Origin of the sequence: Pseudomonas sp. R19M (assembly GCF_050312585.1) — a bacterium.
GTDB classification, from domain to species: Bacteria; Pseudomonadota; Gammaproteobacteria; order Pseudomonadales; family Pseudomonadaceae; genus Aquipseudomonas; species Aquipseudomonas palleroniana.
This window is the reverse complement of the sequence record NZ_JBNPJV010000092.1, coordinates 238,774-261,020: the sequence shown is the minus strand read 5'-3', so window position 1 is coordinate 261,020 and position 22,247 is coordinate 238,774. Positions and strand designations below refer to the sequence as shown.

At 57.6% G+C, this 22,247-nt stretch carries 24 protein-coding genes and 2 pseudogenes; 13 read left to right on the top strand and 13 right to left on the bottom strand.

What is annotated here, in order from left to right; all coding sequences use genetic code 11:
- The first annotated feature begins 324 nt into the window (after positions 1-324).
- Together ACQRBT_RS22585 and ACQRBT_RS22580 are read left to right on the top strand one after the other, a co-directional pair.
- The gene (locus ACQRBT_RS22585; protein WP_198761355.1) at positions 325-864 is read left to right on the top strand and encodes a kinase inhibitor; all 540 of its coding nucleotides are present in this window, start codon (positions 325-327) and stop codon (positions 862-864) included.
- Positions 865-869: 5 nt separating this feature from the next.
- Positions 870-1,688 carry a helix-turn-helix transcriptional regulator gene (locus tag ACQRBT_RS22580; RefSeq protein ID WP_244383485.1) on the top strand — a complete coding sequence of 273 codons (819 nt, stop codon included), beginning with the start codon at positions 870-872 and terminating at the stop codon, positions 1,686-1,688.
- Between the two features lie 600 nt (positions 1,689-2,288).
- Here the strand turns inward: ACQRBT_RS22580 and ACQRBT_RS22575 are convergent.
- Together ACQRBT_RS22575 and ACQRBT_RS22570 are read right to left on the bottom strand one after the other, a co-directional pair.
- A pseudogene (locus ACQRBT_RS22575) lies at positions 2,289-2,495 on the bottom strand (site-specific integrase); the annotation flags it as partial.
- Positions 2,496-2,779: 284 nt separating this feature from the next.
- The gene (locus tag ACQRBT_RS22570; protein WP_412046052.1) at positions 2,780-3,757 is read right to left on the bottom strand and encodes an alpha/beta hydrolase; all 978 of its coding nucleotides are present in this window, start codon (positions 3,755-3,757) and stop codon (positions 2,780-2,782) included.
- A 58-nt stretch (positions 3,758-3,815) separates the two neighbouring features.
- Here ACQRBT_RS22570 and ACQRBT_RS22565 point away from each other — a divergent pair, with 58 nt between their 5' ends.
- The gene (locus ACQRBT_RS22565; RefSeq protein WP_412046053.1) at positions 3,816-4,781 is read left to right on the top strand and encodes a LysR family transcriptional regulator; all 966 of its coding nucleotides are present in this window, start codon (positions 3,816-3,818) and stop codon (positions 4,779-4,781) included.
- A 250-nt stretch (positions 4,782-5,031) separates the two neighbouring features.
- On the opposite strand, the gene ACQRBT_RS22560 is transcribed toward ACQRBT_RS22565, so the two are convergent.
- Positions 5,032-6,171: a glutathione-independent formaldehyde dehydrogenase gene (locus tag ACQRBT_RS22560; protein WP_198761321.1), complete on the bottom strand. Its 1,140-nt coding sequence runs from the start codon at positions 6,169-6,171 to the stop codon at positions 5,032-5,034.
- 222 nt (positions 6,172-6,393) lie between these two features.
- On the opposite strand from ACQRBT_RS22560, the gene ACQRBT_RS22555 reads away from it, so the two are divergent.
- Positions 6,394-6,675 carry a hypothetical protein gene (locus ACQRBT_RS22555; protein ID WP_104993792.1) on the top strand — a complete coding sequence of 94 codons (282 nt, stop codon included), beginning with the start codon at positions 6,394-6,396 and terminating at the stop codon, positions 6,673-6,675.
- Between the two features lie 6 nt (positions 6,676-6,681).
- Here ACQRBT_RS22555 and ACQRBT_RS22550 read toward each other — a convergent pair whose 3' ends face one another.
- On the bottom strand, positions 6,682-7,746 hold the full coding sequence (locus ACQRBT_RS22550; RefSeq protein WP_412046055.1) for a M42 family peptidase: 1,065 nt from the start codon (positions 7,744-7,746) through the stop codon (positions 6,682-6,684).
- A gap of 189 nt (positions 7,747-7,935) precedes the next feature.
- On the opposite strand from ACQRBT_RS22550, the gene ACQRBT_RS22545 reads away from it, so the two are divergent.
- From ACQRBT_RS22545 to ACQRBT_RS22530, 4 genes are all read left to right on the top strand, one after another.
- A complete protein-coding gene (locus ACQRBT_RS22545) occupies positions 7,936-8,700 on the top strand; it encodes an OBAP family protein (protein WP_412046056.1) in 765 nt (254 codons plus the stop codon).
- 106 nt (positions 8,701-8,806) lie between these two features.
- Positions 8,807-9,088 carry a hypothetical protein gene (locus ACQRBT_RS22540; protein ID WP_412046057.1) on the top strand — a complete coding sequence of 94 codons (282 nt, stop codon included), beginning with the start codon at positions 8,807-8,809 and terminating at the stop codon, positions 9,086-9,088.
- A gap of 100 nt (positions 9,089-9,188) precedes the next feature.
- Positions 9,189-9,437, top strand: a complete 249-nt coding sequence (locus tag ACQRBT_RS22535; protein WP_060753038.1) for a DUF6555 family protein — start codon at positions 9,189-9,191, stop codon at positions 9,435-9,437.
- Between the two features lies 1 nt (position 9,438).
- Entirely contained in the window at positions 9,439-9,681 is a 243-nt protein-coding gene (locus ACQRBT_RS22530) for a hypothetical protein (RefSeq protein ID WP_412046058.1), read from the top strand.
- Between the two features lie 103 nt (positions 9,682-9,784).
- On the opposite strand, the gene ACQRBT_RS22525 is transcribed toward ACQRBT_RS22530, so the two are convergent.
- The 3 genes from ACQRBT_RS22525 to ACQRBT_RS22515 form a co-directional block, all read right to left on the bottom strand.
- Positions 9,785-10,642: an SDR family oxidoreductase gene (locus ACQRBT_RS22525; protein ID WP_411984146.1), complete on the bottom strand. Its 858-nt coding sequence runs from the start codon at positions 10,640-10,642 to the stop codon at positions 9,785-9,787.
- A 140-nt stretch (positions 10,643-10,782) separates the two neighbouring features.
- The gene (locus ACQRBT_RS22520) at positions 10,783-11,667 is read right to left on the bottom strand and encodes a manganese catalase family protein (RefSeq protein ID WP_412046059.1); all 885 of its coding nucleotides are present in this window, start codon (positions 11,665-11,667) and stop codon (positions 10,783-10,785) included.
- A 166-nt stretch (positions 11,668-11,833) separates the two neighbouring features.
- A complete protein-coding gene (locus tag ACQRBT_RS22515) occupies positions 11,834-12,094 on the bottom strand; it encodes a hypothetical protein (RefSeq protein WP_412046060.1) in 261 nt (86 codons plus the stop codon).
- A gap of 325 nt (positions 12,095-12,419) precedes the next feature.
- Here ACQRBT_RS22515 and ACQRBT_RS22510 point away from each other — a divergent pair, with 325 nt between their 5' ends.
- A complete protein-coding gene (locus tag ACQRBT_RS22510) occupies positions 12,420-12,602 on the top strand; it encodes a general stress protein (RefSeq protein ID WP_060753033.1) in 183 nt (60 codons plus the stop codon).
- A gap of 299 nt (positions 12,603-12,901) precedes the next feature.
- On the opposite strand, the gene ACQRBT_RS22505 is transcribed toward ACQRBT_RS22510, so the two are convergent.
- The 5 genes from ACQRBT_RS22505 to ACQRBT_RS22485 form a co-directional block, all read right to left on the bottom strand.
- Complete coding sequence (locus tag ACQRBT_RS22505) at positions 12,902-14,020, bottom strand: carboxylate-amine ligase (protein WP_412046061.1); 1,119 nt, start codon at positions 14,018-14,020, stop codon at positions 12,902-12,904.
- Positions 14,021-14,026: 6 nt separating this feature from the next.
- Positions 14,027-15,007, bottom strand: a complete 981-nt coding sequence (locus tag ACQRBT_RS22500) for a methyltransferase (RefSeq protein ID WP_412046062.1) — start codon at positions 15,005-15,007, stop codon at positions 14,027-14,029.
- A gap of 19 nt (positions 15,008-15,026) precedes the next feature.
- Entirely contained in the window at positions 15,027-16,403 is a 1,377-nt protein-coding gene (locus ACQRBT_RS22495) for an iron-containing redox enzyme family protein (protein ID WP_411984150.1), read from the bottom strand.
- Between the two features lie 148 nt (positions 16,404-16,551).
- A complete protein-coding gene (locus tag ACQRBT_RS22490; protein ID WP_411984151.1) occupies positions 16,552-16,743 on the bottom strand; it encodes a hypothetical protein in 192 nt (63 codons plus the stop codon).
- Positions 16,744-16,771: 28 nt separating this feature from the next.
- Positions 16,772-16,993 (bottom strand): PLD nuclease N-terminal domain-containing protein, encoded by a 222-nt coding sequence (locus tag ACQRBT_RS22485; protein WP_060753029.1) that lies wholly within the window; start codon positions 16,991-16,993, stop codon positions 16,772-16,774.
- A 327-nt stretch (positions 16,994-17,320) separates the two neighbouring features.
- Between ACQRBT_RS22485 and ACQRBT_RS22480 the strand changes: the two are divergent.
- The 3 genes and pseudogenes from ACQRBT_RS22480 to ACQRBT_RS22470 all read left to right on the top strand — a co-directional run.
- Positions 17,321-17,473 (top strand): annotated as a pseudogene (locus ACQRBT_RS22480) (general stress protein); the annotation flags it as partial.
- Positions 17,474-17,770: 297 nt separating this feature from the next.
- Positions 17,771-18,322, top strand: coding sequence for an ATP-dependent Clp protease proteolytic subunit (locus ACQRBT_RS22475; RefSeq protein ID WP_244699165.1), 552 nt, complete (start codon positions 17,771-17,773; stop codon positions 18,320-18,322).
- Positions 18,323-18,431: 109 nt separating this feature from the next.
- Positions 18,432-18,701: a DUF6555 family protein gene (locus tag ACQRBT_RS22470; RefSeq protein WP_244383466.1), complete on the top strand. Its 270-nt coding sequence runs from the start codon at positions 18,432-18,434 to the stop codon at positions 18,699-18,701.
- A 94-nt stretch (positions 18,702-18,795) separates the two neighbouring features.
- On the opposite strand, the gene ACQRBT_RS22465 is transcribed toward ACQRBT_RS22470, so the two are convergent.
- On the bottom strand, positions 18,796-19,296 hold the full coding sequence (locus ACQRBT_RS22465) for a CinA family protein (RefSeq protein WP_104993819.1): 501 nt from the start codon (positions 19,294-19,296) through the stop codon (positions 18,796-18,798).
- A gap of 153 nt (positions 19,297-19,449) precedes the next feature.
- Between ACQRBT_RS22465 and ligD the strand changes: the two genes are divergently transcribed.
- Entirely contained in the window at positions 19,450-22,239 is a 2,790-nt protein-coding gene (gene ligD, locus ACQRBT_RS22460; RefSeq protein ID WP_412046063.1) for a DNA ligase D, read from the top strand.
- Positions 22,240-22,247: the final 8 nt, after the last annotated feature.

Below are 22,247 nucleotides of genomic sequence, written 5' to 3'. Positions count from 1 at the left end.
CTGAGTTCCCGATAGCTCAAGGGTCTCTATTGTCCCCGCGCATCCGTATTGCCATCGGCCTACGTCGAGCCGATTGTCGCGAGCGCAGAGATGCATCTGTTTAAGCTTCAGGAGGAGGGGAGGAACCTATCGTGCGATAACCGAATCGCAAACATCTTTTTTGGACGATGGAAGCCCGTAAACGTCTGGCCAACACAGGTCGAGATTCAATTGTTCACCTGAGCAATTGAGCATTTCAGCACTGTTATCGAGCATTTCGGCACAGTAACCACTCTTTGCTCAACCTAGACTAGAGCTTCACTTTAAGACTCAGATGGAGTCGTGATGAAAATCAGATTAATCCTGCCTGCACTTTCCATGGCAGTAACATTCAGTGGATACGCTGCCGATTTCGTACTGACCAGCCGGGATATTGCTGACAATCGCCCGCTGACCAGTCGCGAAGTGTTCCAGGGCTTCGGTTGCGAAGGTGGCAACACTTCTCCTGAGCTTTCCTGGATAAACGCCCCCACAGGTACTAAAAGCTACGCGATCACCGTTTACGATCCCGATGCACCAACCGGTAGCGGTTGGTGGCATTGGACGGTGTTTAACCTGCCAGCTTCCACCCATAGCTTGCCAAGAGGAGTGGGAGCGAACCTGCCCGTCGGTGCAGTACAAGGGCGAACCGATTATGGTCAGCCGGGGTTTGGTGGAGCTTGCCCACCTGTCGGAGATAAACCCCATCGCTATCAATTCACCGTATGGGCATTGAAAGCCGATAAACTACCGCTCGACAACCAAGCCAGCGGAGCCTTGGTAGGTTACATGCTCAACGCTAACGTCCTGGCCAAAGCGACCATTACTTCAACTTACGGACGTTAAGAACGATGCGCCCATGTGACGGCATACAGCACCGGGAGAACATTATCGATGCATGTGTCATACGGGCGCGACAACCCCTCAGCTTGCCAAGGGTCCCGGTGTTCGTGACCACCTTGTGTCGAGTGCGACAGGGGGAAAAACTGTTGCAATGGGATGACCGGGAGATGCGCGCAGGGCCTCATCATCTGATTCTGATGCCGGCCGGGCGCGAGCTTGGTATCTCCAACTTCCCCGGCCCTCACGGTCACTACATCGCCGATGCGGTGACCTTTCCCGTCTCGACATTGCGTAACTTCATCACCCGATATAGCCAGCAGATTATGAGCTGTCGTGGTGTACTGAAGACCGATCTATGCGTTCCTCTGGACAGGCACACAACCCAGGCATGGGAGCAGCTGTTGGCCGCCATCAATGGGAACGCCCCGCAGGCACTATGCACACATTATGGGGAAGCGGTTCTTCTGAGCCTATGCCTTGGCGGCCAGATCGGATCTCTGCTGATGGGACGCAACGATCCACTGTGTGAACGTGTGCAGCAACTGGTAATGGCCAGTCCGGAGAGAGACTGGACGGTCGCAAGCATCGCACAACACATGAACCTGGGTGAGTCGACATTGCGCCGCCAACTGGCGAAAGAGGGTAATAGTTTCAGGAATATTTTGGAGGGCGTTCGACTGTCGACAGCATTACAACGGTTGCAAACAACTTCTCGCCCGATCGGTGAAATCGCCGGTGCCTGCGGTTACGCATCGGCCTCACGTTTTGCTGTGCGCTTTCGCTCACACTATGGCCTGTCACCACGTGAGTTGCGGGCGGCGATTTGAGCATTTTCGTGAGGTCTTCCCCTATTGTTGCTGCCCTCGACGCGATTGACTCTCGCGCTCGACGTAATACGGGCCACTGTCGATATCTTCGGACTGGCATCCCGTTTGCGCAACTAAAGCGGTTGTCAGTCACATGACGAGTCGCATAACGGCACGGGAATATTCTAACCATCCCAGCATCGTTTTGGTTTCAAGGTTCACACGGGGGGGGGGGGGTAGTGGCATTGGATAGCTGGAGGGAAGTATCCGTTCGGATACATTATTTAACAAGTGGGCGATGTCAGATGTTCATGAATCGCTCATGAGTGGAGCACCGCTGGCTAATGCTCCAGAAATGAATGCGGCTGTTCATCGATAGATGTTCATAGACCTAGTTTTCACCTCCGTCCTTAGCCTCGTCGCCCCAATCTCTGACGGTCCCAGTCCAGAGGGTGATGGATGCTGAATTTCAAAAAAACATACTTTGGGAACTGGTTGGAAATAGGGTAGTCCCTGTCAGGCTCAGAATTGAGTTCAGTGTGGTTGCTAGTTGCTTATAGCCCTTCCTAACAGCCTCAATTGTGAGGCTAGGAGGTGTCTATGAAACTGGGGGCGATTCACATCGATATCCAGATCTCGGTTTTTGGCATAGGCGTAGAAAGCCTGGATCGCACGCAGGTGCGCCGCAGCCGTGTTGTAAGCGCGGTGCCTGAGTTTGAGTTGGACGTAGATGAACGGAATGAGTATGGGCAACGGCGTCGCATCACCAGCTTGTACAAGCAGCGGTAGTCGTTGACCTGAAGAGAAACGGCACTGGATCAGCTTCATCGACAGCCACCTCATTCAAGGTCTCGCCACGAACACGAAACATGGCCCGTTGAAAGACTAGGCGTCAAAATCGAATTCGTCGAATCAGTGACTTACATGGCTTATGAACATATCGTGCATAGCACTTCATTTAACATAATATACATTATGCGAACCATCAGAACATCTCACTAGGGACTCTGCCCAATGCTTTTCATCCAATACTGCCACCCGCAAAACGGCATTCCGCCAACGCGCCGGATTCCCTTCCGGCACATTACGCTCGCTTCATACCATCCCAGGAATCAATGCGAGTACTCTTGAAACCAATCGACAACGTGACCCACCGTACGATCAACCACATCAGGCTGTTCGTAATATTGGAAATGATGAGTACCGTTCTCCCAGATCAGTTTTTTGTCTGCGGTGGGAATAGATTCAAAATGTCGACGTGCTGCCGCCGGGTTCATGCAGGTGTCCGAATGCACCACAAGTGCCGGCTTCTTGAGTTTGGCTACGCCTGGCACCGTGGTGTAATCGAAATGGTCCAGGTCACTCATGATTGCATAGCGGTTTTCCCAGCCTTTGAGCGTCCATGGACCATACCAGCTCCACACTAACGGGCCTGGTAGACCCGCGTCGGAGCCGAGTACCGGATCGCCCAGTTCCGCACAGACCAGCGGCTGGTAGACGACTTCACCGGTGGTTTCGTAGCGCCGCTTGGCATCACGCGCGCGCTCCAGTCGTGCGGCGAGCAATGCTTCCAATTGCTCGGTCGTGGGTGCAGTCGCCGGGTCAAACGGATTTTCGCTGACGCCGGCTGCGAGCATGAACAGGTCGGTTTCACGGTCGCGGTAATAACCCGTGATGGATGCAACGGCGCTTATCCGGTCGTCATAAGAGGCGATGTCCAGCATTTCGGGCCCGCCCTGGCAAATACCCAGCAGGAACACGCGTTTGCGGTCGATATCCAGGCGCGTGAGCAAGTGATCCAGCGCCGATACGACGTCTTCGTTTTTCATTTTCGGATTTTCCAGGCGCCGCGGCATTCCTCCACTTTCACCGACGGTACGGGGGTCGAATGCGAGCGCCGCAAACCCTTCATCTGCAAGTCGAGTTGCGTATTGGGTCGGGGCCTGTTCTTTGGAAAACGAATAAGGCCCCAGGAGTACAACCACCGGATGAGGTCCCTTCCCTTTAGGCCGGTAAAGTACGCCGACGACGCTGTCGCCGTGGCAGTTGAAGGTTAGTTTTTCAGCTGTGTAATTGCCGTGCGTGGACATATTTACGCCTCCATAGTCGTGAGCAGGTTCAGCTTATGGGATACTCACTGGTGCGAATATGGCCACAATACTTGATAAATACATGAACAACGCTCATCAACTCAAAGGCGTGGATTTCTTCACGCTGACGGTATTTCTCGCAGCGGCAAAACATCTCAACTTCCGTGCGGCGGCGTTGGAACTGGATATAACGCCGTCGGCGGTCAGCCATTCGATGAAGACACTTGAACAGCGGCTGGGTGTGCGTCTGTTCAATCGAACCACACGCAGCGTGTCGCTTACCGAGGCTGGCGAGCGCCTGGCTAAAAAGCTCTCTCCGGCGATGTCTACAATCGCCGACGCCATGCAGGAAGCCGATGATAATCGTGGGGTTCCCAGTGGCACCATCAGGATCAATGCGAGTGAAGGCGCTATTCGCATGGTCTTTCGTCCGGTGCTTGCCCGCTTCCTGCGCGAGCATCCGTCGATTCACCTCGATGTGGTGACTGATGGCAAACTCAGCGATATCACCGCCGATGGCTTCGATGCGGGCATCCGGCTGGCTGAAGCCGTGCCGCAAGATATGATTGCTATTCGTTTGACTGAAGACATACGTTTCGCCGCAGTAGGATCACCGGGTTACTTTGCCGCACGTGGACGCCCGCAATCGCCGCAGGATCTTCATCAGCATGACTGCATCCGGTTCCGATTCGACAGCGGCGCGATTTATCGCTGGGAATTTGAACGCCGAGGCTGCAAGGAAAGCATCAACGTCAACGGTCCGCTCACCCTGACCGATCAGCCTTTTATGGTCGAAGCGGCCATGGATGGCATAGGCATCGCGTTCGTGCCCGAGCATCTGGTATTGGACGCACTGGCCGATGGCAGGCTTGAGCGCGTGCTGGATGATTGGTGCCCTTCAATGCCGGGACTGTGCCTCTATTATTCCGGGCACCGTCATGTATCAGTCGCCCTTCGTGCATTGATTAACGCTCTTCGCAGGGCGGAATCTAATCCTGTGCCCTCTCCCGTCAAGAACAGCTGATTCCATAACTCAACTAAATGACTATTTAGTTGAGTTATAGAATTGCCCGAAGCCTCCCAGCTATTGCTTGCTCTCGTCTGCCTTGCCCTCCTGCATCTGCACAGAAGACTTGGTTCCACTGGTGTTTTTCTTCGTCGCATTATCGGCATTGTCAAAGCACCCATGAAGCATGAATATGCTGCACAAGCCTAAACACAGATGGAGCTTTTTCATGATCGTTCTCCCGTAATCAGTGTGCCCTGCCCTCTGCTTAGGCCGCAGGTTTGAGCACAACCTTCGTCCAGCCATCGTCACGCGCGTCGAAATGCTGGTAGGCCTCTGGCCCTTCAGCGAGTGTGAGGCGATGAGAGATGATCTGCGACGGCTTAGCACGCCCGTGATGGATAAGCTCGGCCAAACGACGATTGTAGGCTTTGACGTTGGCCTGCCCGGTCCGGATCTGCTGGCCCTTGAACCAGAATGCACCGAAATCGAAGGCCATCTTGCCCTCCTTCGCCAACTCATTTTTTGCCCCCGGGTCTTGCGGTACGAACACGCCGACGACGCCGATTCCGCCAGTCGCCTTGGTCGAGGCCACAAGATTATTCATGGTCAGGTGATTGGCTTCATGACCGTGGCGGTCGCAGCATTGATAACCGACGCACTCACAACCACGGTCGGTACCTTTGCCCTGGGTCAGGTTCAATATCTGATCCACGGCTTCTTTTTCCAGCGCGTTAATCGGCGTTGCGCCCATCTGGGCCGCCAGCTTCAAGCGATCAGGATGATTGTCGACCACGAACACCTGGGATGCGCCCTTGATCATGGCTGAGTGCGCGGCCATCAAGCCCACCGGGCCGGCGCCGTAGATGGCAATGCTTTCGCCCGGCAACAGGCCGGCTAATTCAGTGGCGTGCCAGCCTGTCGGGAAGATATCGGAGAGCATGACGTAATCTTCTTCGCGCTCTTGCGCATCTTCGGGTAACACCAGGCAGTTGAAATCGCCATACGGAACCCGCAGCAATTCTGCCTGGCCGCCCTGATAAGGCCCCATGTCGGCGAACCCATAGGCAGCGCCCGCGGTGCCTGGATTAGCCGTCAGGCAGAATCCGGTCAGGCCTTTTTCACAGTTTTCACAGAACCCGCAGCCGATATTGAAAGGCAAGCACACCCGGTCACCGACCTTGACTCGATCTACACCGGAGCCAATTTCAATGACCTCCCCCAGGTTCTCGTGGCCAAACACCCTTCCCGTTTCAAAGGAAGTCCGGCCTTCATACATGTGAAGATCAGATCCGCAGATATTGGTGGTGGTGACTCGCACCAGAATATCGGTGGGTTTCTCGATTTTGGCATCCGGAACATTTTGCACGCTGACGTCACGAGGGCCGTTATAAACGATGGCTTTCATTGCGTTCTCCCAGAAGCAAGACGAAAAGAAGTTTTCGTCAGCACATGTTTAATCTGTCCGGGAGAGCAATTCGTATGTTCAAGAAAATCGCGTCAAGTCTGACGAGCGGTGCTTCGGATGAACGCTCAAAAAATCTGAATTATTCGTCACCGAGTCTCTCTGTTCCTGTTTGGGCAGCCTTCCCTGCTTTCACCTCTGGAGCTGATAACACGAGGAACTCTTATGTCGAACGCTATGGATACGGCGCAGCAGCCGATCACAATTGAATACCTGCTGGACACGCTGTTCGGGGTCAATGCACTCACTACCGAGTGCCTGGCGCAGAAGATCGACAAGGCGCCCGGCTTCCAGCTACGGCTCGCCCCGCCATGGCCGTCGCAGCTGAAACGCGCCCACAGCATTGCCTTTGAATGGCACGGCAGCGCCTGCCGTGGCGTGGTACAGCACGCCGAGCCACTGCCCAGCGGCGATCTGCTGTTGGATATCGAGCCGCAACCTCGGTAGCGTCGTTCATGGGGTGGTCAGGAACTCCACCAAGGTCGCCGCGCAGGCTTCGATTGCCCCGTCCACGATCAATTCATAGCCGTGGGTATTCTCCGTGGGAATGGCCACACAGCCGGCCTTGGCAGACGTGCCGTTACTCATGACGGCACTGGCGTCCGAGGCAAAGTCCACCAGCAACGCATATTGCGGGCTGTAGCCGCAGCGTTCTGCGGCAGCAGCCAGGCCCGTGACCACGGCCCTGGTGTAATAGCCCTTCTGGTCCCCGGTGTTAATGATCGGGTCAACCCCCAAGCGTGTGCCGTATTCCTGCATGACCGGCCCCACCTCCACCGCGAGAGTGGTATCGCCTGGCAGGGTCGCTGCGGCGTACATGGCTCCGGCATTGCATTCCTCTTCGAGCGTGGTGAAGACCAGGTAGATATCGTGGCTCACCGCTTGCCGGCGCGTTTGCAGGCATTGGGCCGCGTGCAATACGGCGGCGATGGGCGCACGGTCATCCAGGAAGTGCGCGGCAATCGCATCTCCCACTCGGAAGGGCTCACGCCAATGACGGCTCAACACCACACGGGTACCCGGCCGAATCCCCTGCGCGCGCAAGGCCTCGGCCGAACATCGAGTGATCACATGAACATCGTTCCAGTGCACGTCGCCGGCTAACACATCAGCGCCTTGAGACGTATTGTTGGTGGCGTGCATCGAACCGTACGACAGCACGCCCGGCAAGCTATGCGTATCGCCCAGGATGTCCACCGGGCACACCCCGAAGTTGATCGGATTGGCCCCGCCGAGCGCTGTCACCCGCAGGGTGCCATCGGCTTCGACGCGCTTGACCACCATGGCGATTTCATCCATGTGCGCCATGACTTTGACTGCCCGGCCGCGGTCACCATCGCCCTGTGTGCCCCTGATCAACCCGACCACATTGCCCGCTGGATCAACCCAGGCCTCGTCACACAGCGGCTGCAGGCTCTCCAGGCAAATGGCACGCACTTCGTCTTCCTGGCCACCCGGCCCGCGTGCACGCAATAACCGGGTGAGTAACGCCGAGGATGGGTTTTCGCTGTTTTGCATGGGATGGCTCCCTCCTTTGCGGATACGTGAGTGCGCCGTCAACGTCACGCTAAAAACGACCTTTCAAATCCCGCAGTGTTCAAGCGAAAGCGTTTTGAACGCACACGCCCACAGGTTTTCCAACAACCACAGCGTCAGATCTGGCTGCACTCCTGCAGCTTGAAATACGACAAGAGGATGGAACCTGCGATGACCCCTACCCAAGCAACCCGCATGGCCAAATCATTTTCCTGGGCCGCAACCTTCACTCTGCTCGGCGCCTGCGCGGGTAATGACTCGCCGTCGAATGTGGCGGCACCCGGCAAACCGACAATGCCCTCTACCCGCACACTGGACACCGGCGCAGCCTTGCTCCAGTCGCGTCCGCCCGTGGATGCGTTGAGCGCCTACCTGGACGGCTTTCACTTCTACAACGGCCACCCCGATGTACAAATGGAAGCCCACCACTACTGCGCGATCCTCAACGAAGAAGTGATCCAGTGCGTGATCTACGACGGCAATCGCAAGGATGCAAAGTTGATGGGCGTGGAATACATCATCAGTGAGCCGCTGTTCAACACCCTGCCGGCCCCTGAAAAGGCGTTGTGGCACAGCCATGTGCATGAAGTGAAATCCGGGCAACTGGTCGCGCCGGGGATCCCCGAAGTGGCCGAGCACGCCCTGATGGAAAAACTGGTGCACACCTACGGCAAGACTTGGCACACCTGGCATACCGATCTCGATAAACGCCTGCCACTGGGCGTGCCTCAGCTGATGATGGGGTTTACCGCCGAGGGCCAGGCCGACCCGCGCATGGTTGCCGAACGCGATCAGCGTATGCGTATCGACAGCGCCGAAAAGAAGCAGGCTCGCGCCGACATCATTGCGCCTCCCATCGCCCCCAGTGCAGACGCATGGCGTCAGGGCGATGTTATCCAGATCATCGACCCGACGTTGAAGGCCCATCAACACTGATAGCACCACTCGTGCATTTGGATGGAACGATCATCGCCGCCCCCTTCTCTACCGCAACACCCCAACTCGGGGGCAGCGGCCCCCCCCTTTTACGAGGTAACCCAGCATGTCTTACGACTTCCAAGGTACTGCCAGCGTGATAACTGCCTCGCGCCATCTGGGGACACCCTCGGATGAATGCCTGAATGATTCGGTCGAGATCCAACTGACCAGCAGTGGCAAGCCGACCGTTGCGCGGTTGAACTTCGATAGCCCATTGGAGTGGCCGGGGCACCCCAACTTTGTCACCGTCAACCTGCCCGACGGCACCTCTGTCAGCGGCGTTATCGCCGAGATCGAGCGGCCCGCAGATGCAGGCGGTTGGGTCACTTTCACAGTGGATGATTGAGCATCGTGAGGTGATCGGGTCACCTATCGAATTGTTGGACAATTCTTTTGAATTTTTTTTGACGTCAAATATCTGTACTTCATGAGCATAGGGAGGCCTCATGAAACACAACGATCTATTCACCATTGACTATCAGCTCCACGGCGAACCAAAGTCTTTCATCGTACGGGCGGCGCAAATGAACAATGCCGAGGCTTGGCATTGGGCCAGTTGCGATGCAGGGGTAGCTATCATCCCCAGATTTGGTCGGCAAGCCCTCAAGCGAGTCTCCAAACCCATGGCGGAGAAATACGGCATCAGCGACGTACGCTGGAGTACTGCGCAGCAGATTCAATGGGCGGAGGCTTGACATGATCAACAGCCAGACACTGGGTTACACCAGCACACAAGAGCGTGAGGACGAGGTCGAGCGCAACAACCAGATGTTTTTCGAAGCCGATCGACTGGATGCGCAAGCCTACCAAATCATTGAGTCGTACAGCGGTGATGCACAGACATGGGCGCGCTTCACCGAAGCCAAGCGGCTCGCGGATGCGCAGCGGACCGCGGCCTATCGAGAATGGATGCGTATCCACCGGGCGCGGCGCAAATAACCGTCAGCCCTAGCGATTTCAAGGCCCCTGATTCGGTTTTTTAAAGGTCTGCCTGAGACAACACCGCCCTGGTCGAGCTCTGCCTCCCCAGGGCGGTGTTCATTCAGAGAATCGGTTTGCCACCTGTCACGCCGTAGCGCTCACCGGAGATATAACTGCCCTCGTCCGATGCCAGCAGTACGTAGATGGGCGCCACTTCGACCGGTTGACCGGGGCGTCCCAGCGGTGTGTTGCCGCCGAAGTTTTTCACCTGATCCTCAGTCATGGTCGACACGATCAACGGCGTCCAGATGGGTCCGGGAGCCACGCTGTTAACGCGAATACCACGCTCGCCGAGCATTTGCGCCAGGCCCGCGGTGAAATTGGCGATCGCGCCTTTGCTCGCGGCATACGGCAACAGCGTGGGGTTGGGCATGTCGGAATTGACCGAACTGGTGTTGATGATCGAGCTGCCTTCGGCCATGTGCGGCAGCGCGGCCTTGCATATGCGGAACATCGCGGTGACGTTGACGTTGAAGGTTTTCAGCCAGTCCTCGTCGGGAATGTCTTCCAGCGATTGGTAGGTCATTTGGAAGGCTGCATTGTTGACCAGCACATCGATACGCCCGAACTTCTCCACGGTATCGTTGACGATCGCCGTGCACTGCTGCGCGTTGCCCAAGTCGCCGGGCAACAGCAGGCATTGCCGCCCCGCCGCCTCGACCCAGCGTGCGGTCTCCTTGGCGTCTTCATGCTCGTCCAGGTAAGAAACCGCCACATCCGCGCCTTCACGGGCGAACGCGATGGCCACCGCACGGCCGATGCCGCTGTCGGCACCCGTGACCAAGGCTATTTTGTTGGCGAGCCGGCCTGAGCCTTTGTAGGTCTGTTCACCACAATCGGGCATCGGGTCCATCTTGCGCTGTTCACCGGGCACCGGCTGTTGCTGGGTTTTGAACGGTGGTGTTGGATAGTGATTCATCGTGTTTTCTCCAGTCGTGATTAATGTTGCGAGGGTGCGTCGGGAGGGGAAGTTCAGATGGATGTGCGGTTAATCGGATAACCGTGCCGCACGAGAGCAACCGTGGCGAGGGGGCTGGTTCCCGCGCCACAGGGCCCGGGTCAGAACTCGGGCTTGGGCTGCAACCCGATGCCCAGGTCGGCGCCGGTGATCGGGTCGCTGAGGGGGTCTGACACCGTGCGGATTTTCATCGCAGCCAGCACGGCTTCGTCTGCCTCGTCCAACTGCACACTGGCCGTTCCATCGCCACCGTCGACCGCCGGTTGAGGGGACTCGACGAATTCCCAATCGTCGCCCTGGTTCCATGGGCCGCGCACACTTTCCGCACCTTGCGACATGTTGTAATAGACCTGCGCGAACTCAGGCTTGCCGGGTAACTTGCCTTGGGGAAAGTTCGGCTGGATCGCATGCAAGGCCTTTTCAAAGGAAATCTGGTGGGCGATTTCGCGCGTCATCAAAAAGCCCAGCGCATCCTTGACGCCCGGGTCGTCGGTAACGTTCATCAATCGCTCGTAGACGATCTTGGCGCGGGCTTCCGCGGCGATATTGGAGCGCATGTCGGCAGTGGGCTCGCCGATGGTGTCAACGTAGGCGGCGCTCCATGGCACCCCGGCGCTGTTGATCAGCGGCGCACCGGCACCGTACAAGAGGCTGGTGATGTGGGAATCATTGCCGGCACCGTTCAGCGAGCGATACAACTCACCCTCCTCCTCCACGCCTTCCGCAAGGCGACCTTTGGCGCCCTTGTTGAGCATGACGATGATCGAGCCGACGATTTCCAGGTGGCTGAGTTCTTCAGTGGCGATGTCCATCAACAAGTCTTTACGCCCTGGGTCGTCTTCCGACAGGGCTTGGGTGAAATAGCGGGAGGCCGCTGCCAACTCGCCTTGGGCGCCGCCAAACTGCTCGAGTAAAAGGTTCGCCAGGCCCGGGTTGGGCTCGGCGACGCGTACGGTGTATTGAAGTCGCTTGTTATGTAGAAACATGAACAAATCTCCTCAGCTCAGGAAGGGGGCGGCGCCCGTTGCGGACACTCGCCCTACCTTCATGTGAAGCAACCGCCGGTTGAATAATTTCAAAATAAACCCCGGTGCTGCGACCAGCGGTCAAGCGCCGAGCTTCAAGCGAAGCGGCGTTCTAGAGCGCTCGCGTTCAATCGGCTCGGTGCTTTTGCGGCGCAGGCACGGTGTCGATCCCAGGCGTGCCATTGGGCGGCAACGCGGCCTCGCGGGCCTTGCCGGAGTTGGGCGGCTGTTGGGCATTTTCAGCGCAGGTGTCGTCGGGATGGTCCCAGTCAGTCGTGGCGTTGGGATCTTCGTTGCGCCCCGCCGTTCCCAGGACGCAACCGTCCTCATTCGGTGCAGGCGATTCTTCAAGCGGTTGGTCTTGGCCATTGGATGAGTCGTGGTTCATGGCAAGCGTCTCCTGTGTGCGCGTATGAACTCATTTGGAATCTTGCGAAAGTTTCAAGTGCCGCGCGAAGGACGAACGGCCGTGAGTTATCGATAGGCTGCAATGATTAAGTAGTCATTACCGGTAACACCACTGTTTCGCCCCTGCAAAACTTATACGAAGCGGCAAGCGAAGATCATTTTTGTATAAGTTTTCAGTATTAATCGCCGTTCGTCGCCACATCCCGAAATTCGTAAAACGTTTTTCCATCGCCCGACATCGGAGTAAATGTCCGTTGCGAAACGGGCAACTAACGAAGCGCCAACTTAGTGACTGGAGAATTATCATGACTACAGGTAATAAAAACTCGGGTAACTTTGCCAATGACCGCGAAAAGGCTTCCGAAGCCGGGAAAAAAGGCGGCCAATCGTCAGGTGGCAATTTTGCCAATGATCGCGAGAAAGCCTCTGAAGCCGGGCGCAAGGGCGGCCAACAGAGCCACGGCGGTGGCCGTAAATCGGGTTCTTGAGTGACCGTGCATGGGGGCGGCTTTGCCGCCCCTTCGGTTTCGGTCTGGCGTAGTCTTCACCGAGGCGTCACGCTATATTGCGCAAGGCATAAGCGGCTTGGCCACCTTACTGCTATTTAAATTATCGACATGCTGATTTGTTTTTATAATTGGTTTTAGTGCATTCATTAAGTTCAGTGAGCAGCACGCTTGGGTGACTGTGCTCCCTTGTATTTCGACTTTAAATATCGCGACATAAGACTGGTTATTGCATATTGCCGTGTGCTTTATGCCGATAAGTAATCTGATTAACTCTCGAATCATAAGCGCTCGCAACTTTCTTCCAACAACAGATCAACCACTGCTTGCCCGCGTTGCAAGGCAGACGCACCCGGCGCATCGAAAGCACGTAGCTGACGCTCGGCACTGGTGCCGTCGCGCAGCATTTGCCGTATCTGCTCGAACACGCCCTCCTCGCCCACCGCACGGGCGGTATCGCCCCATTCTTGCTGCGCCAGCACCAGCCATTGTTCAAGCGATACGGGCTCTGTGTCCGGCGCCAGTACAAAGCGCGCATGGCGTCCCCAGCGTCGCGCTTGAATGCGGTTTTCCTTGAGCAGCCAATGCTGCTCCAGGCTGTACTGGCTGCCGGGGGCCGGTAGCTGGCAAGCGTGTTTGATCATCACCCGGAACAGCCCGGCCAAGGCCAGCGCATCGCTCAAGCGCGGGCACGCATCGGTCATGCGCAACTCCAGCGTCGGGTAGCTCGACGAGGGTCGGCAACCCCACCACACATTCGCGTCATCGGCCAACACCCCGCTACGCTTCAACATATTCAGGTAGCGCTCGAAGCTCGGCTCATCCGGCAGATATTCAGGAATGCCCATGCGTGGCCATTCATCGCAGACCACCTGCCGATAACTGCAATAGCCGTTGGGCTGGCCCTGCCACAACGGTGAGGAAACGCTGAGGGCCAACAACATCGGCAACCCAGGCAACACCTCGTTCAACACGGCGATGCGGTCCACCCCCACCGGGATCTCTGCGTGGACATGCAGCCCACTGAGCACGCTGCGCTGCGCGACGCTCTGGAACTCCTCGAACAAGCGCTGGAAATGCGCCTGGGGCGTAGCGCGTTGCGCCTGCCAATCGGCCAACGGGTGTGCGCCGCTGCATATGAAGCCCAGCCCATGCTCGGCCAGGGCTTGGCTCAACTCGCGGCGCACCCGGCCAAGGTAAGCCGCAGCTTCTGCGGCGTCGGTAAACACAGGCGATGCGACCTCGATCTGGCCCTGGAACATCTCATAGGAAAAGCCCTCGCCAATCGCCTCGCGGCACACCGCGAGCACTTCGGCTGACGGTTCGGCGAGCATGCGCCGGCTGTGCAAATCGGTGATGAAATATTCTTCTTCGATACCGAAGCGCTGTGCGCGATCCATGGGCACTCAGCTCAGCCGAGTCACAGTAAGCGCCACCGCAGCGATGCGGTCGACGCGTTCATAGCCCGGCTGCTCCAGCTCTTCGCCGAACACATCGGGATCAAGCTCCTCGTAGGTCCAGCCAAACTCATCGCCGGTCAGCATGGCGCGAGCGGCTTCAAGAAACACATCACGCCCCTCCACCATTGCCACGCCGGTGTAGAGCAGCAAGGTGCCGTCGCGCTCCAGGCGGGGCAAGGCTTCACGCAGGATTCGCAGCGATAGCGCTTCACCCAGCTCACCGCCGCCATGGCGATAGGCGCGCTGCTGGCTGTCCTTCATATAGGGTGGGTTAGCGAGGATCAGATCAAAGCGGCCGTCGACGCTGTCGAGTACATCACTGTGGTACACGCTGACGTTCGGCACCTCGGCCAATTCGGCGTTGACCGCACTCAGGCGCAGCGCCTTCGGGTTGATGTCCACCGCGAACACTTCCGCCTCAGGGCGGGCACGCGCCACCAGCAAGGCAGCGGCGCCTGAACCGCAGCCGATGTCCACGGCCCGGCGAATCGGCGCGAAGCGTTGGCGCAGGCAGGCTTCAATCACACGGGCAAAACGGTAAGTGTCGGGGCCGAAAAATACCGAATCGGCCTCCTCGGTCGGAAACGCCGAATGCGCCAGCAACAAAGGCCCCAGGCTCGACCAACGCACCGTACTGCGCCAACGGCCGTGCGCCTTGACGATAATCCCCGCCTGTTGCAGCTCCTGCAGCTCGGCTGCCTCGAACACCTGCATATCGAAGGGCCGCGACCAACCGAAAATCCCGCGCAGGTCGCTGGCCGGGGCATTGTCCCACCGGGCAATGACGCGCTGGTGAGTCAGAGGCGTGGGCGTGATGAAGTGATAGTCCTCGGCCTGCAAACGGCGGCCCAGGCGCAACAGCGCCCGGTCAGCCTGCGCTTGAGCCGATGACACAGGGGGTGTTGAACACAACAGCGAGTCGACCATGGTCAGGCTTCCTTGTCGATCAGCGCAGGCTCGCGCGCAATTCAATAAAGCGCCGGGTCGCATACAAACCGGCGGGACGATGATGGCGGTGAGGCGCCAGCCACGGTAACAACAGGCCCAACTGCCGCTCGCCGTTATGCCGGGCCAGGGCCTGGCGCAAGGCGCAGGTTTCAGGGTCATCCGGCGTAGGCTCGTGGGTGCCTGACGACACCGGCCGCACCGGGCGTGGGCGTGCAATCGCGCTGGCGTCGCGCCAATCTCCGGCGATCCAGTCGCGCAGCAGTTGTTTTTCATAGCCGCTGAAGACGCCGAACATCGCAGCGCCCGCGCCCTCGATCAACTGCCAGAAACGACTGTCTTCGGGGGACTGGTTTCGCTTGATCCAACCCTTATTCTCAAGGGCCTGCAAGAACCCGCGCACTTGGCCGGGCTGGGCTAGCCATTGGTTGACGGTCTTGCCTTCAAAGCGGCAGTAGTCCGAATGCATGTGCTGGGCAAACGGCCGCTTGCGTTCAAGCATGGCCACCAGCTCGTGTTCGAGGTCGAACGCCTGGATCACCGCGGTAGTGCCCAGCCCCAGATCGTTCAACTGATAACCACGGCGTACCCGCTGCCAATATTCGGTCGCATCCATGCCGTTCGGCATCAACCCCAGCACCGCCTGCACGGCGCGTCGGGCATGACCGCTGCTGGCGTTGTCGATGGTGACATGCAGGCTGAAATAATAGGGGTCGATGCCCAGTTCCTTGAGTTCATAGGCGCAGATCAACAGGTGCAACGGCAGCTGCTCGTAACCCAGGTTGTAGCCCAGGATCTCCGGCATGTGCGATGCGGCGCTCTGCCCCAGGGCCAACTGAATGGCGCCTTGGTGAAAGTGCTGATCCTGCCAGCCGAAATCGCCGTCACAGTCTTGCTCGGCCAGCAGGCGTTGGTAAATCGACACATGGTTTTGTGCCAGTTCCCCATCGCCGAGTTCTTCCAGGTAGGTGGTCACAAGCCCGTCATAGCGGTAATCCTGCCAATGGCTGAGTACCCCGTAGAGCCAGGCACCATCGACTTGTTTAGTCGGCGCCACGCACTGCAGGAAGTACAGGGCATGGGCTTTGTTCTGGAAATAGCGTCGGCCGCCGCCTTGCTGCCGCTCTTGCAAATACTGCGCATATTGCTCGGCCACAGCGGTGCAATTGAGTTCGACCCAACTCATCAGTTGGTCGGGCGACGCGGGCAATGAAGTGTCTTCAGTGGTGCTGACCTGAGCCAGCTGCGCCTGCAGAAAATCTGCCGCCGATTGCGCGGCCCCCGTGTCCCAATCGGTGAGCAGGCGTTGGTACTCACTGCGCAACGGGCCTTCATGCTGCCACTGAGATGCACTTTGCAGGGTTTGAAAGACAGTCATAAGCGGTCCATCCACAATTTTTTATTCAGGTCTCGGCGGATGCCAATACCTGGTACGCGACGCCTTTGGGCGCTTCTATAAGGAGAGAGCCGCCCCCTGCTCAATAATTCCATCGGTGTGCACCAAGGTCTGACCAAGGGCGCAGGGGTCAAGGCTTCAAGCGTTTTTCGTCTTCCGGGCCCGGTGTCACCCGTGCGCCGTAACCGTTTGAATCCGCGTTGCCCTCACCACCCTCCCGGGACACGCGTTCGTCATCGGTGAGCCCCTGGCCGACGTCTTTTTCCGGCAGCTGTTCAGGGGAGTCGGTTCCGGCTTGAGTGGGAGTGGATTGCGCCTGCATCGGCATGGCCTCCTCGGCTGGCTGGTAATCAACCCTTGCTGTGTTCGGGCGAGGACGGCCCCTTGGTGACGCCGCGCGGGCCGGCAATGGCCCATATTGCCGCGCCTAAAAACGGCAACAGCACCACAATCGCGGTCCAGCCTGCCTTGCGCCCCGAGGGGTCGTCACTGCGCCAGACGCTGTTGATGATCCATAAATCGAGGAGTATGAGAACGACGGCCAAGCCTATCCAAAAGTAAGTGGTTTGCATGGGGACACCTCCGGGTTATGCAGCGTTAGGTCATGCATAAACTGGCAGGGTTCATTATTTTTAAACGCCGTCGTTCACACTAAGCGAAGCGGCTACATGCTATTAGTTTAATATCGCACGCTTGAAAAAGTTATACGAAGCGGTGTGATTTAAATCGTTTTGTATAAGTTTTAAGCCGCTCTTTACCGTTTATCGGCATTTCCGGAAATTATCAAAACGATTGCCAACGCAGGCTTATCCGAATAGATGTTCGCTGCATCAAGGTGCAACTAGCGAAACGACAACTCATTGTGGAGATCTATCATGACTACCAGCAATAAGAACCCTGGAAATTTCGCCAACGATCATGAAAAGGCTGCCGAAGCCGGCAAAAAAGGCGGCCAGGCGTCTGGCGGCAACTTTGCCAATGATCGTGAAAAAGCCTCTGAGGCTGGCCGTAAAGGTGGCCAGAACAGCCATGGCGGCGGGCGCAAGTCGTAAGTGACCCAAACGGGGGGCAGCCTGGGCTGCCCCTTCATTTCAAGCTGGAGAACACACCATGCACGCGGCACCCGAACCTCAGCGACGCGCCCCTCAACCAGCGACCGCCCGTGAAACGCGCGCGGTAGACGCCGCCAAGACACTGCCGAAACCGTCGAATTGTTATGAGCGGATGGAAACTGTCGAGCATGCGGAAGCCACTGTCCGCTCCTCACAGACACCTCCCATCTGCGAACGAACCCCGTAGCAGTGCTGGTTATTCATCAACGGTAGCCATCCCTGACTCAGAGGTGCCTTATGCCTTTGCATATCATCAACTTCACAGGCCCGGTCAACGCGTCGACCTGCAGCCAACTCATCGAAAAATCGTCATTGGCTGTCCAGCAGAACGCGACCGCCTTGATCGTGAACATCGCGACCATGGGCGGTGAGTGCAGTTATGGCTTCACGATGTACAACTTTTTAATGGCCCTGCCGATTCCGGTGCATACACACAACCTGGGCACCGTGGAATCGATGGGCAATATCATTTTCCTGGCGGGCGAACGCAGAACGGCGTGCGAGCACAGCAAGTTCCTGTTCCATCCGTTTCACTGGCATGTACAGGGCGCTGTGGATCATTCGCGCATGTCGGAGTACGCCATGAGCCTGGACTACGACTTGCAGTTGTATGCGCGCATTGTTGCGCAGCGAACCGCGCAGGCCATTGAAAAGCTGGACACCGAAAACTACTTGATCGCCGCCCCGCGCATTCTTGATCCACATCAGGCGCTGGCCAGCGGCCTCATCCATGCAATCGAATTGCCCGTCATCCCGGCGGAATGTGTATGCAGCTTCATTCATTCCTAGCCAGGCAACCCTAGCCAGGCAACGAAGGCCCTATCAAGAGACGCGAAGGAAAGCCGCTTCGAACTCAGAACACTTTCTGACTTGATGACAACATTCAGAAGGAGCTCACATGAAAAACACGTTATATATTATCGAGTATGAACTTCATCACGCCCCTAAATCTTTCATAATAAGAAGTGAAGCCATGACCAATGAAGAGGCGTGGCACTGGGCATGTTGCGATGCAGGGATAGGTATCATCCCCAAATCGCGCAACGATAAGATCAAACGCATAAGCAAACCGCTCGCTGAACGTTATGGGCTTGAAAATGTGAGATGGCGTCCCTCAGGGAATATTCCATTTGTCGCACAACCCTATACGCCGCCTCCGCCCGAATAAACATGGCGTTCTAATACTGATATCAAGTCCATAAAAAACAGCCCGCACTCAGTGCGGGCCAATCACGCTCGATGTTTACCCAAAGTTGTGCCCTTCACCCCCTCTCCCCGGCCCACGCACGATCGTAGAAATAAGGCAGGCATTTGAGTGCGTACTCCGCAGCGTACATCTGCACCTGCTCGCGCGAGCCGATAAAACGCTCCTTTCGACTGAACAGGCACAAACCCTGCGGGGCCCGATAAGCCCAGGCAAAGCAGATCGTTCCGGCCGGGATACCATCGACGTCATCCGGGCCCAGGATGCCAGTCGTTGCAACGGCCACGTCAGCGGCGCTATCGCACAACGCACCTTGGGCCATTTCCCTGGCCACCTCGCAACTGGTCAAGTTGAACGTTTCGATGGTGTACGGGCGCACCTTCAACAGCCGCTGTTTTGCTTCAGGCGAATAGACAATGTAGCCACTGTCTATGAACGATCCGCTCCCTTCAATCTGCGAAAGCAGCGTGATGATCTTGCCGGCGGTGCAGGATTCAGCGGTGGTGATCACTAAACCCTTGGATTCCAGGAACTGGACAGTTGAAGTGGCGATGCTCATTCCGGCCCCTCTGCCTATGGACTGTGTCGTACATAAACATGACTGGGCCGTTGGGGCAGTTGTTCCAAATTTCTCTGCGGGAGTGATTATGAACTCACGTCACTTCGCGGCACTCGGATTAAAAGCCATGTGAATAAAGGGAGGATGGACGCAATGCGCAAGCTCAAGATCGCCACGTTCAACGTCAACGGCATAGGGACGCGACTGCCCAACCTCCTGCAGTGGCTTGAAAAAGAACGCCCCGACATTGTGTGCCTGCAGGAACTGAAGGCCCAGGACAAGGCTTTCCCGGCAGGCGATCTGGAGGCGGCGGGCTATGGCTCATTGCATCATGGTCAAGCTGCATGGAACGGCGTGGCCATTCTGGCGCGCGACTCCGAGCCCCTGTTGATTCATAAAGGCTTGCCCGGCGCGCAGGACGACTCGCAGTCTCGCTATCTTGAAGCGGCTGTACATGGGGTTGTCGTCGGGTGCCTGTACCTGCCCAACGGAAACCCCCAGCCAGGTCCCAAATTCGATTACAAGCTCAAGTGGTTCGAGCATCTGATTGCGCATGCCGAAACGCTGCAAGCCAGCGAACACCCGGTGGTGCTGGCGGGCGACTACAATGTCGTCCCTACCGACCTGGATATCTACAACCCCCGCTCCTGGCTCAAGGATGCGCTCCTTCAACCAGAAAGCCGCGAATGCTTTCAAAGGCTGCTGAGCCAGGGTTGGATCGACTCGCTGAGACACTTGTACCCGCAAGAGCGTGTGTACACGTTCTGGGATTATTTCCGCCAGCATTGGCAGAAGAACTCCGGTTTGCGCATCGACCACCTGCTGCTGAACCCGGTACTCGCCCCTCACCTCAAGAACGCCGGCGTGGACGCCTGGGTCCGGGGTGAAGAGCACCCCAGCGACCACGCGCCGACCTGGATCGAGATCTCAGCCGGCGTACAGAAGCGCGCAGCTAAACCGGCAGCATCCAAACCCGCCGAGAAACCGTCCACGTCACCTGCCAAACCGGGACAACCAGAGTTGGCGAATGCGCGGCCCAGCGCTCTCCTGGAAAGTCTGAAACCGGAACTGGCCACGCTGGTGGATTCACCCCCTGAGGGGGATTGGCGCTATGAAGTCAAATTCGACGGTTACCGCATCATGGCTCGGGTGGACAAGGGTAAGGTGCGGTTGTTTACCCGCAACGGCCATGACTGGACGCACAAGCTGCCTCGCCAGGCCGAAGCCATTGCCGGCCTGGCTTTGAAGTCCGCGTGGCTGGATGGCGAAATCGTGGTGGCCAACGCGCAAGGCGTTCCCGATTTCCAGGCCCTGCAAAATGCCTTTGAGCTGGGCCGCGACGGCAATATTGTCTACTACCTCTTCGACATGCCCTTTCTCGACGGCATGGACTTGCGCGAGGTGCCCGTCGAACAGCGCCGGGAAGCCTTGTCCGGGATACTGGCGCGCTATGAAGATGAGGCTCTCAGGTATTCGCAAGACTTCGCCGAAACACCGCAGGCGTTGCTGGACAGCGCATGCGAGATGCAAATGGAGGGTCTTATCGGCAAACGTGTTGGCAGTGCCTACGTATCACGCCGCAGCGGCGACTGGATCAAGCTCAAATGCAAACGCCGGCAGGAATTCGTGATTGTCGGCTACACCGAGCCGAAAGGCTCGCGCAGTAAATTCGGGGCGCTACTGCTGGGGCTGCACGACATCGATAGCGGTGAGCTCAAATACGCAGGAAAGGTTGGCACCGGCTTCAACCAGACCACACTGAATACGATCTACGCACAATTAACCCCCCTCGAAGTCAAGCAGCCGGCAGTCGTCAACCCTCCCAAGGGCTTTGAAGCCAAGGACGTGCACTGGCTGAAGCCTGTGCTGCTGGCCGAGGTCACCTTCGCCGAAATCACCCAGGAAGGTTCCGTACGCCAAGCCGTGTTCCAGGGCCTGCGCAACGATAAACCCGCGCAGTCGATCATCGAAGAGCGCCCGGCCCATGCCGCTGAAGTGGAGAAAAAGCCGACCCGAAAACAGGCGACGGCGGCGAAAGCCAAAGGTAAAGCCGGCGACGATGCATCAACCACCATTCGGCTCACCCATCCGCAACGAGTGATTGACCCCAGCAGTGGCGCAACCAAACGTGACCTGGCGGACTACTGCATCGCCGTCTCTGACTGGCTTCTACCGCAGTTACTCAATCGCCCCGTCGCGCTGGTGCGCGCGCCGGACGGCATCGGTGCAGAGCTGTTTTTCCAGAAAAACCCGCAGCGCCTGGCAATCCCCGGCATCGAAATCATCGGCAAGGCAGAGACCGGCCACCCTGTCATGTTGATCAACAACCTGGAAGCGCTGATCGGCGCCGTGCAGATAAGCACGATTGAACTGCATACCTGGAACGCCGTTTCCAAAGATCTGCATCGCCCCGACCGGTTTATTCTCGACCTTGACCCCGACCCGGCCCTGCCATGGAAAAGCATGGTCGAGGCCACCCAGCTGACCCTAACGGTACTGGACGAGTTGGGGCTCAAATCGTTCCTGAAAACCAGCGGCGGCAAGGGTATCCACATTGTCGTGCCGTTGACGCCGAAAGCCGACTGGGATGCGGTCAAAAGCTTTAGCCATGCGATTGTCAAACATATCGCCAACCTGCTTCCCGATCGATTCTCGGCAGTTTCCGGGCCGAAGAACCGGGTGGGACGGATTTTCATCGACTACCTGCGCAATGGCCTGGGCGCGACCACGATAAGCGCCTATTCACCACGTACCCGCGAGGGATTGCCGGTATCGGTGCCGATCTTCAGAGAGGAACTCAAAGAGATCAAGGGCGCCAACGCGTGGAACATCCACAACCTCCCTCAACGCCTGGAGACACTCAAGGTTGATCCGTGGGCGGATATGCCGGGAACCCGACAGACCATCACAGCGCAGATGCGTAAACGCATCGGGCTCAAGTAGTCCCTCCT

Excerpts from the sequence above, each read along its gene's own strand:
- ACQRBT_RS22515 (WP_412046060.1), bottom strand. The coding sequence starts at position 12,094 with ATGAACCACGACTCATCCAATGGCCAAGACCAACCGCTTGAAGAATCG.
- ACQRBT_RS22550 (WP_412046055.1), bottom strand. The coding sequence starts at position 7,746 with ATGCAAAACAGCGAAAACCCATCCTCGGCGTTACTCACCCGGTTATTG.
- ACQRBT_RS22560 (WP_198761321.1), bottom strand. The coding sequence starts at position 6,171 with ATGAAAGCCATCGTTTATAACGGCCCTCGTGACGTCAGCGTGCAAAAT.
- ACQRBT_RS22490 (WP_411984151.1), bottom strand. The coding sequence starts at position 16,743 with ATGCAGGCGCAATCCACTCCCACTCAAGCCGGAACCGACTCCCCTGAA.
- ACQRBT_RS22585 (WP_198761355.1), top strand. The coding sequence starts at position 325 with ATGAAAATCAGATTAATCCTGCCTGCACTTTCCATGGCAGTAACATTC.
- ACQRBT_RS22520 (WP_412046059.1), bottom strand. The coding sequence starts at position 11,667 with ATGTTTCTACATAACAAGCGACTTCAATACACCGTACGCGTCGCCGAG.
- ACQRBT_RS22465 (WP_104993819.1), bottom strand. The coding sequence starts at position 19,296 with ATGAGCATCGCCACTTCAACTGTCCAGTTCCTGGAATCCAAGGGTTTA.
- ACQRBT_RS22525 (WP_411984146.1), bottom strand. The coding sequence starts at position 10,642 with ATGAATCACTATCCAACACCACCGTTCAAAACCCAGCAACAGCCGGTG.
- ACQRBT_RS22565 (WP_412046053.1), top strand. The coding sequence starts at position 3,816 with ATGGCCACAATACTTGATAAATACATGAACAACGCTCATCAACTCAAA.
- ACQRBT_RS22580 (WP_244383485.1), top strand. The coding sequence starts at position 870 with ATGCGCCCATGTGACGGCATACAGCACCGGGAGAACATTATCGATGCA.
- ACQRBT_RS22505 (WP_412046061.1), bottom strand. The coding sequence starts at position 14,020 with ATGGATCGCGCACAGCGCTTCGGTATCGAAGAAGAATATTTCATCACC.
- ACQRBT_RS22535 (WP_060753038.1), top strand. The coding sequence starts at position 9,189 with ATGAAACACAACGATCTATTCACCATTGACTATCAGCTCCACGGCGAA.
- ACQRBT_RS22530 (WP_412046058.1), top strand. The coding sequence starts at position 9,439 with ATGATCAACAGCCAGACACTGGGTTACACCAGCACACAAGAGCGTGAG.
- ACQRBT_RS22540 (WP_412046057.1), top strand. The coding sequence starts at position 8,807 with ATGTCTTACGACTTCCAAGGTACTGCCAGCGTGATAACTGCCTCGCGC.
- ACQRBT_RS22485 (WP_060753029.1), bottom strand. The coding sequence starts at position 16,993 with ATGCAAACCACTTACTTTTGGATAGGCTTGGCCGTCGTTCTCATACTC.
- ACQRBT_RS22470 (WP_244383466.1), top strand. The coding sequence starts at position 18,432 with ATGAAAAACACGTTATATATTATCGAGTATGAACTTCATCACGCCCCT.
- ACQRBT_RS22545 (WP_412046056.1), top strand. The coding sequence starts at position 7,936 with ATGACCCCTACCCAAGCAACCCGCATGGCCAAATCATTTTCCTGGGCC.
- ACQRBT_RS22500 (WP_412046062.1), bottom strand. The coding sequence starts at position 15,007 with ATGGTCGACTCGCTGTTGTGTTCAACACCCCCTGTGTCATCGGCTCAA.
- ligD (WP_412046063.1), top strand. The coding sequence starts at position 19,450 with ATGCGCAAGCTCAAGATCGCCACGTTCAACGTCAACGGCATAGGGACG.
- ACQRBT_RS22495 (WP_411984150.1), bottom strand. The coding sequence starts at position 16,403 with ATGACTGTCTTTCAAACCCTGCAAAGTGCATCTCAGTGGCAGCATGAA.
- ACQRBT_RS22475 (WP_244699165.1), top strand. The coding sequence starts at position 17,771 with ATGCCTTTGCATATCATCAACTTCACAGGCCCGGTCAACGCGTCGACC.
- ACQRBT_RS22510 (WP_060753033.1), top strand. The coding sequence starts at position 12,420 with ATGACTACAGGTAATAAAAACTCGGGTAACTTTGCCAATGACCGCGAA.
- ACQRBT_RS22555 (WP_104993792.1), top strand. The coding sequence starts at position 6,394 with ATGTCGAACGCTATGGATACGGCGCAGCAGCCGATCACAATTGAATAC.
- ACQRBT_RS22570 (WP_412046052.1), bottom strand. The coding sequence starts at position 3,757 with ATGTCCACGCACGGCAATTACACAGCTGAAAAACTAACCTTCAACTGC.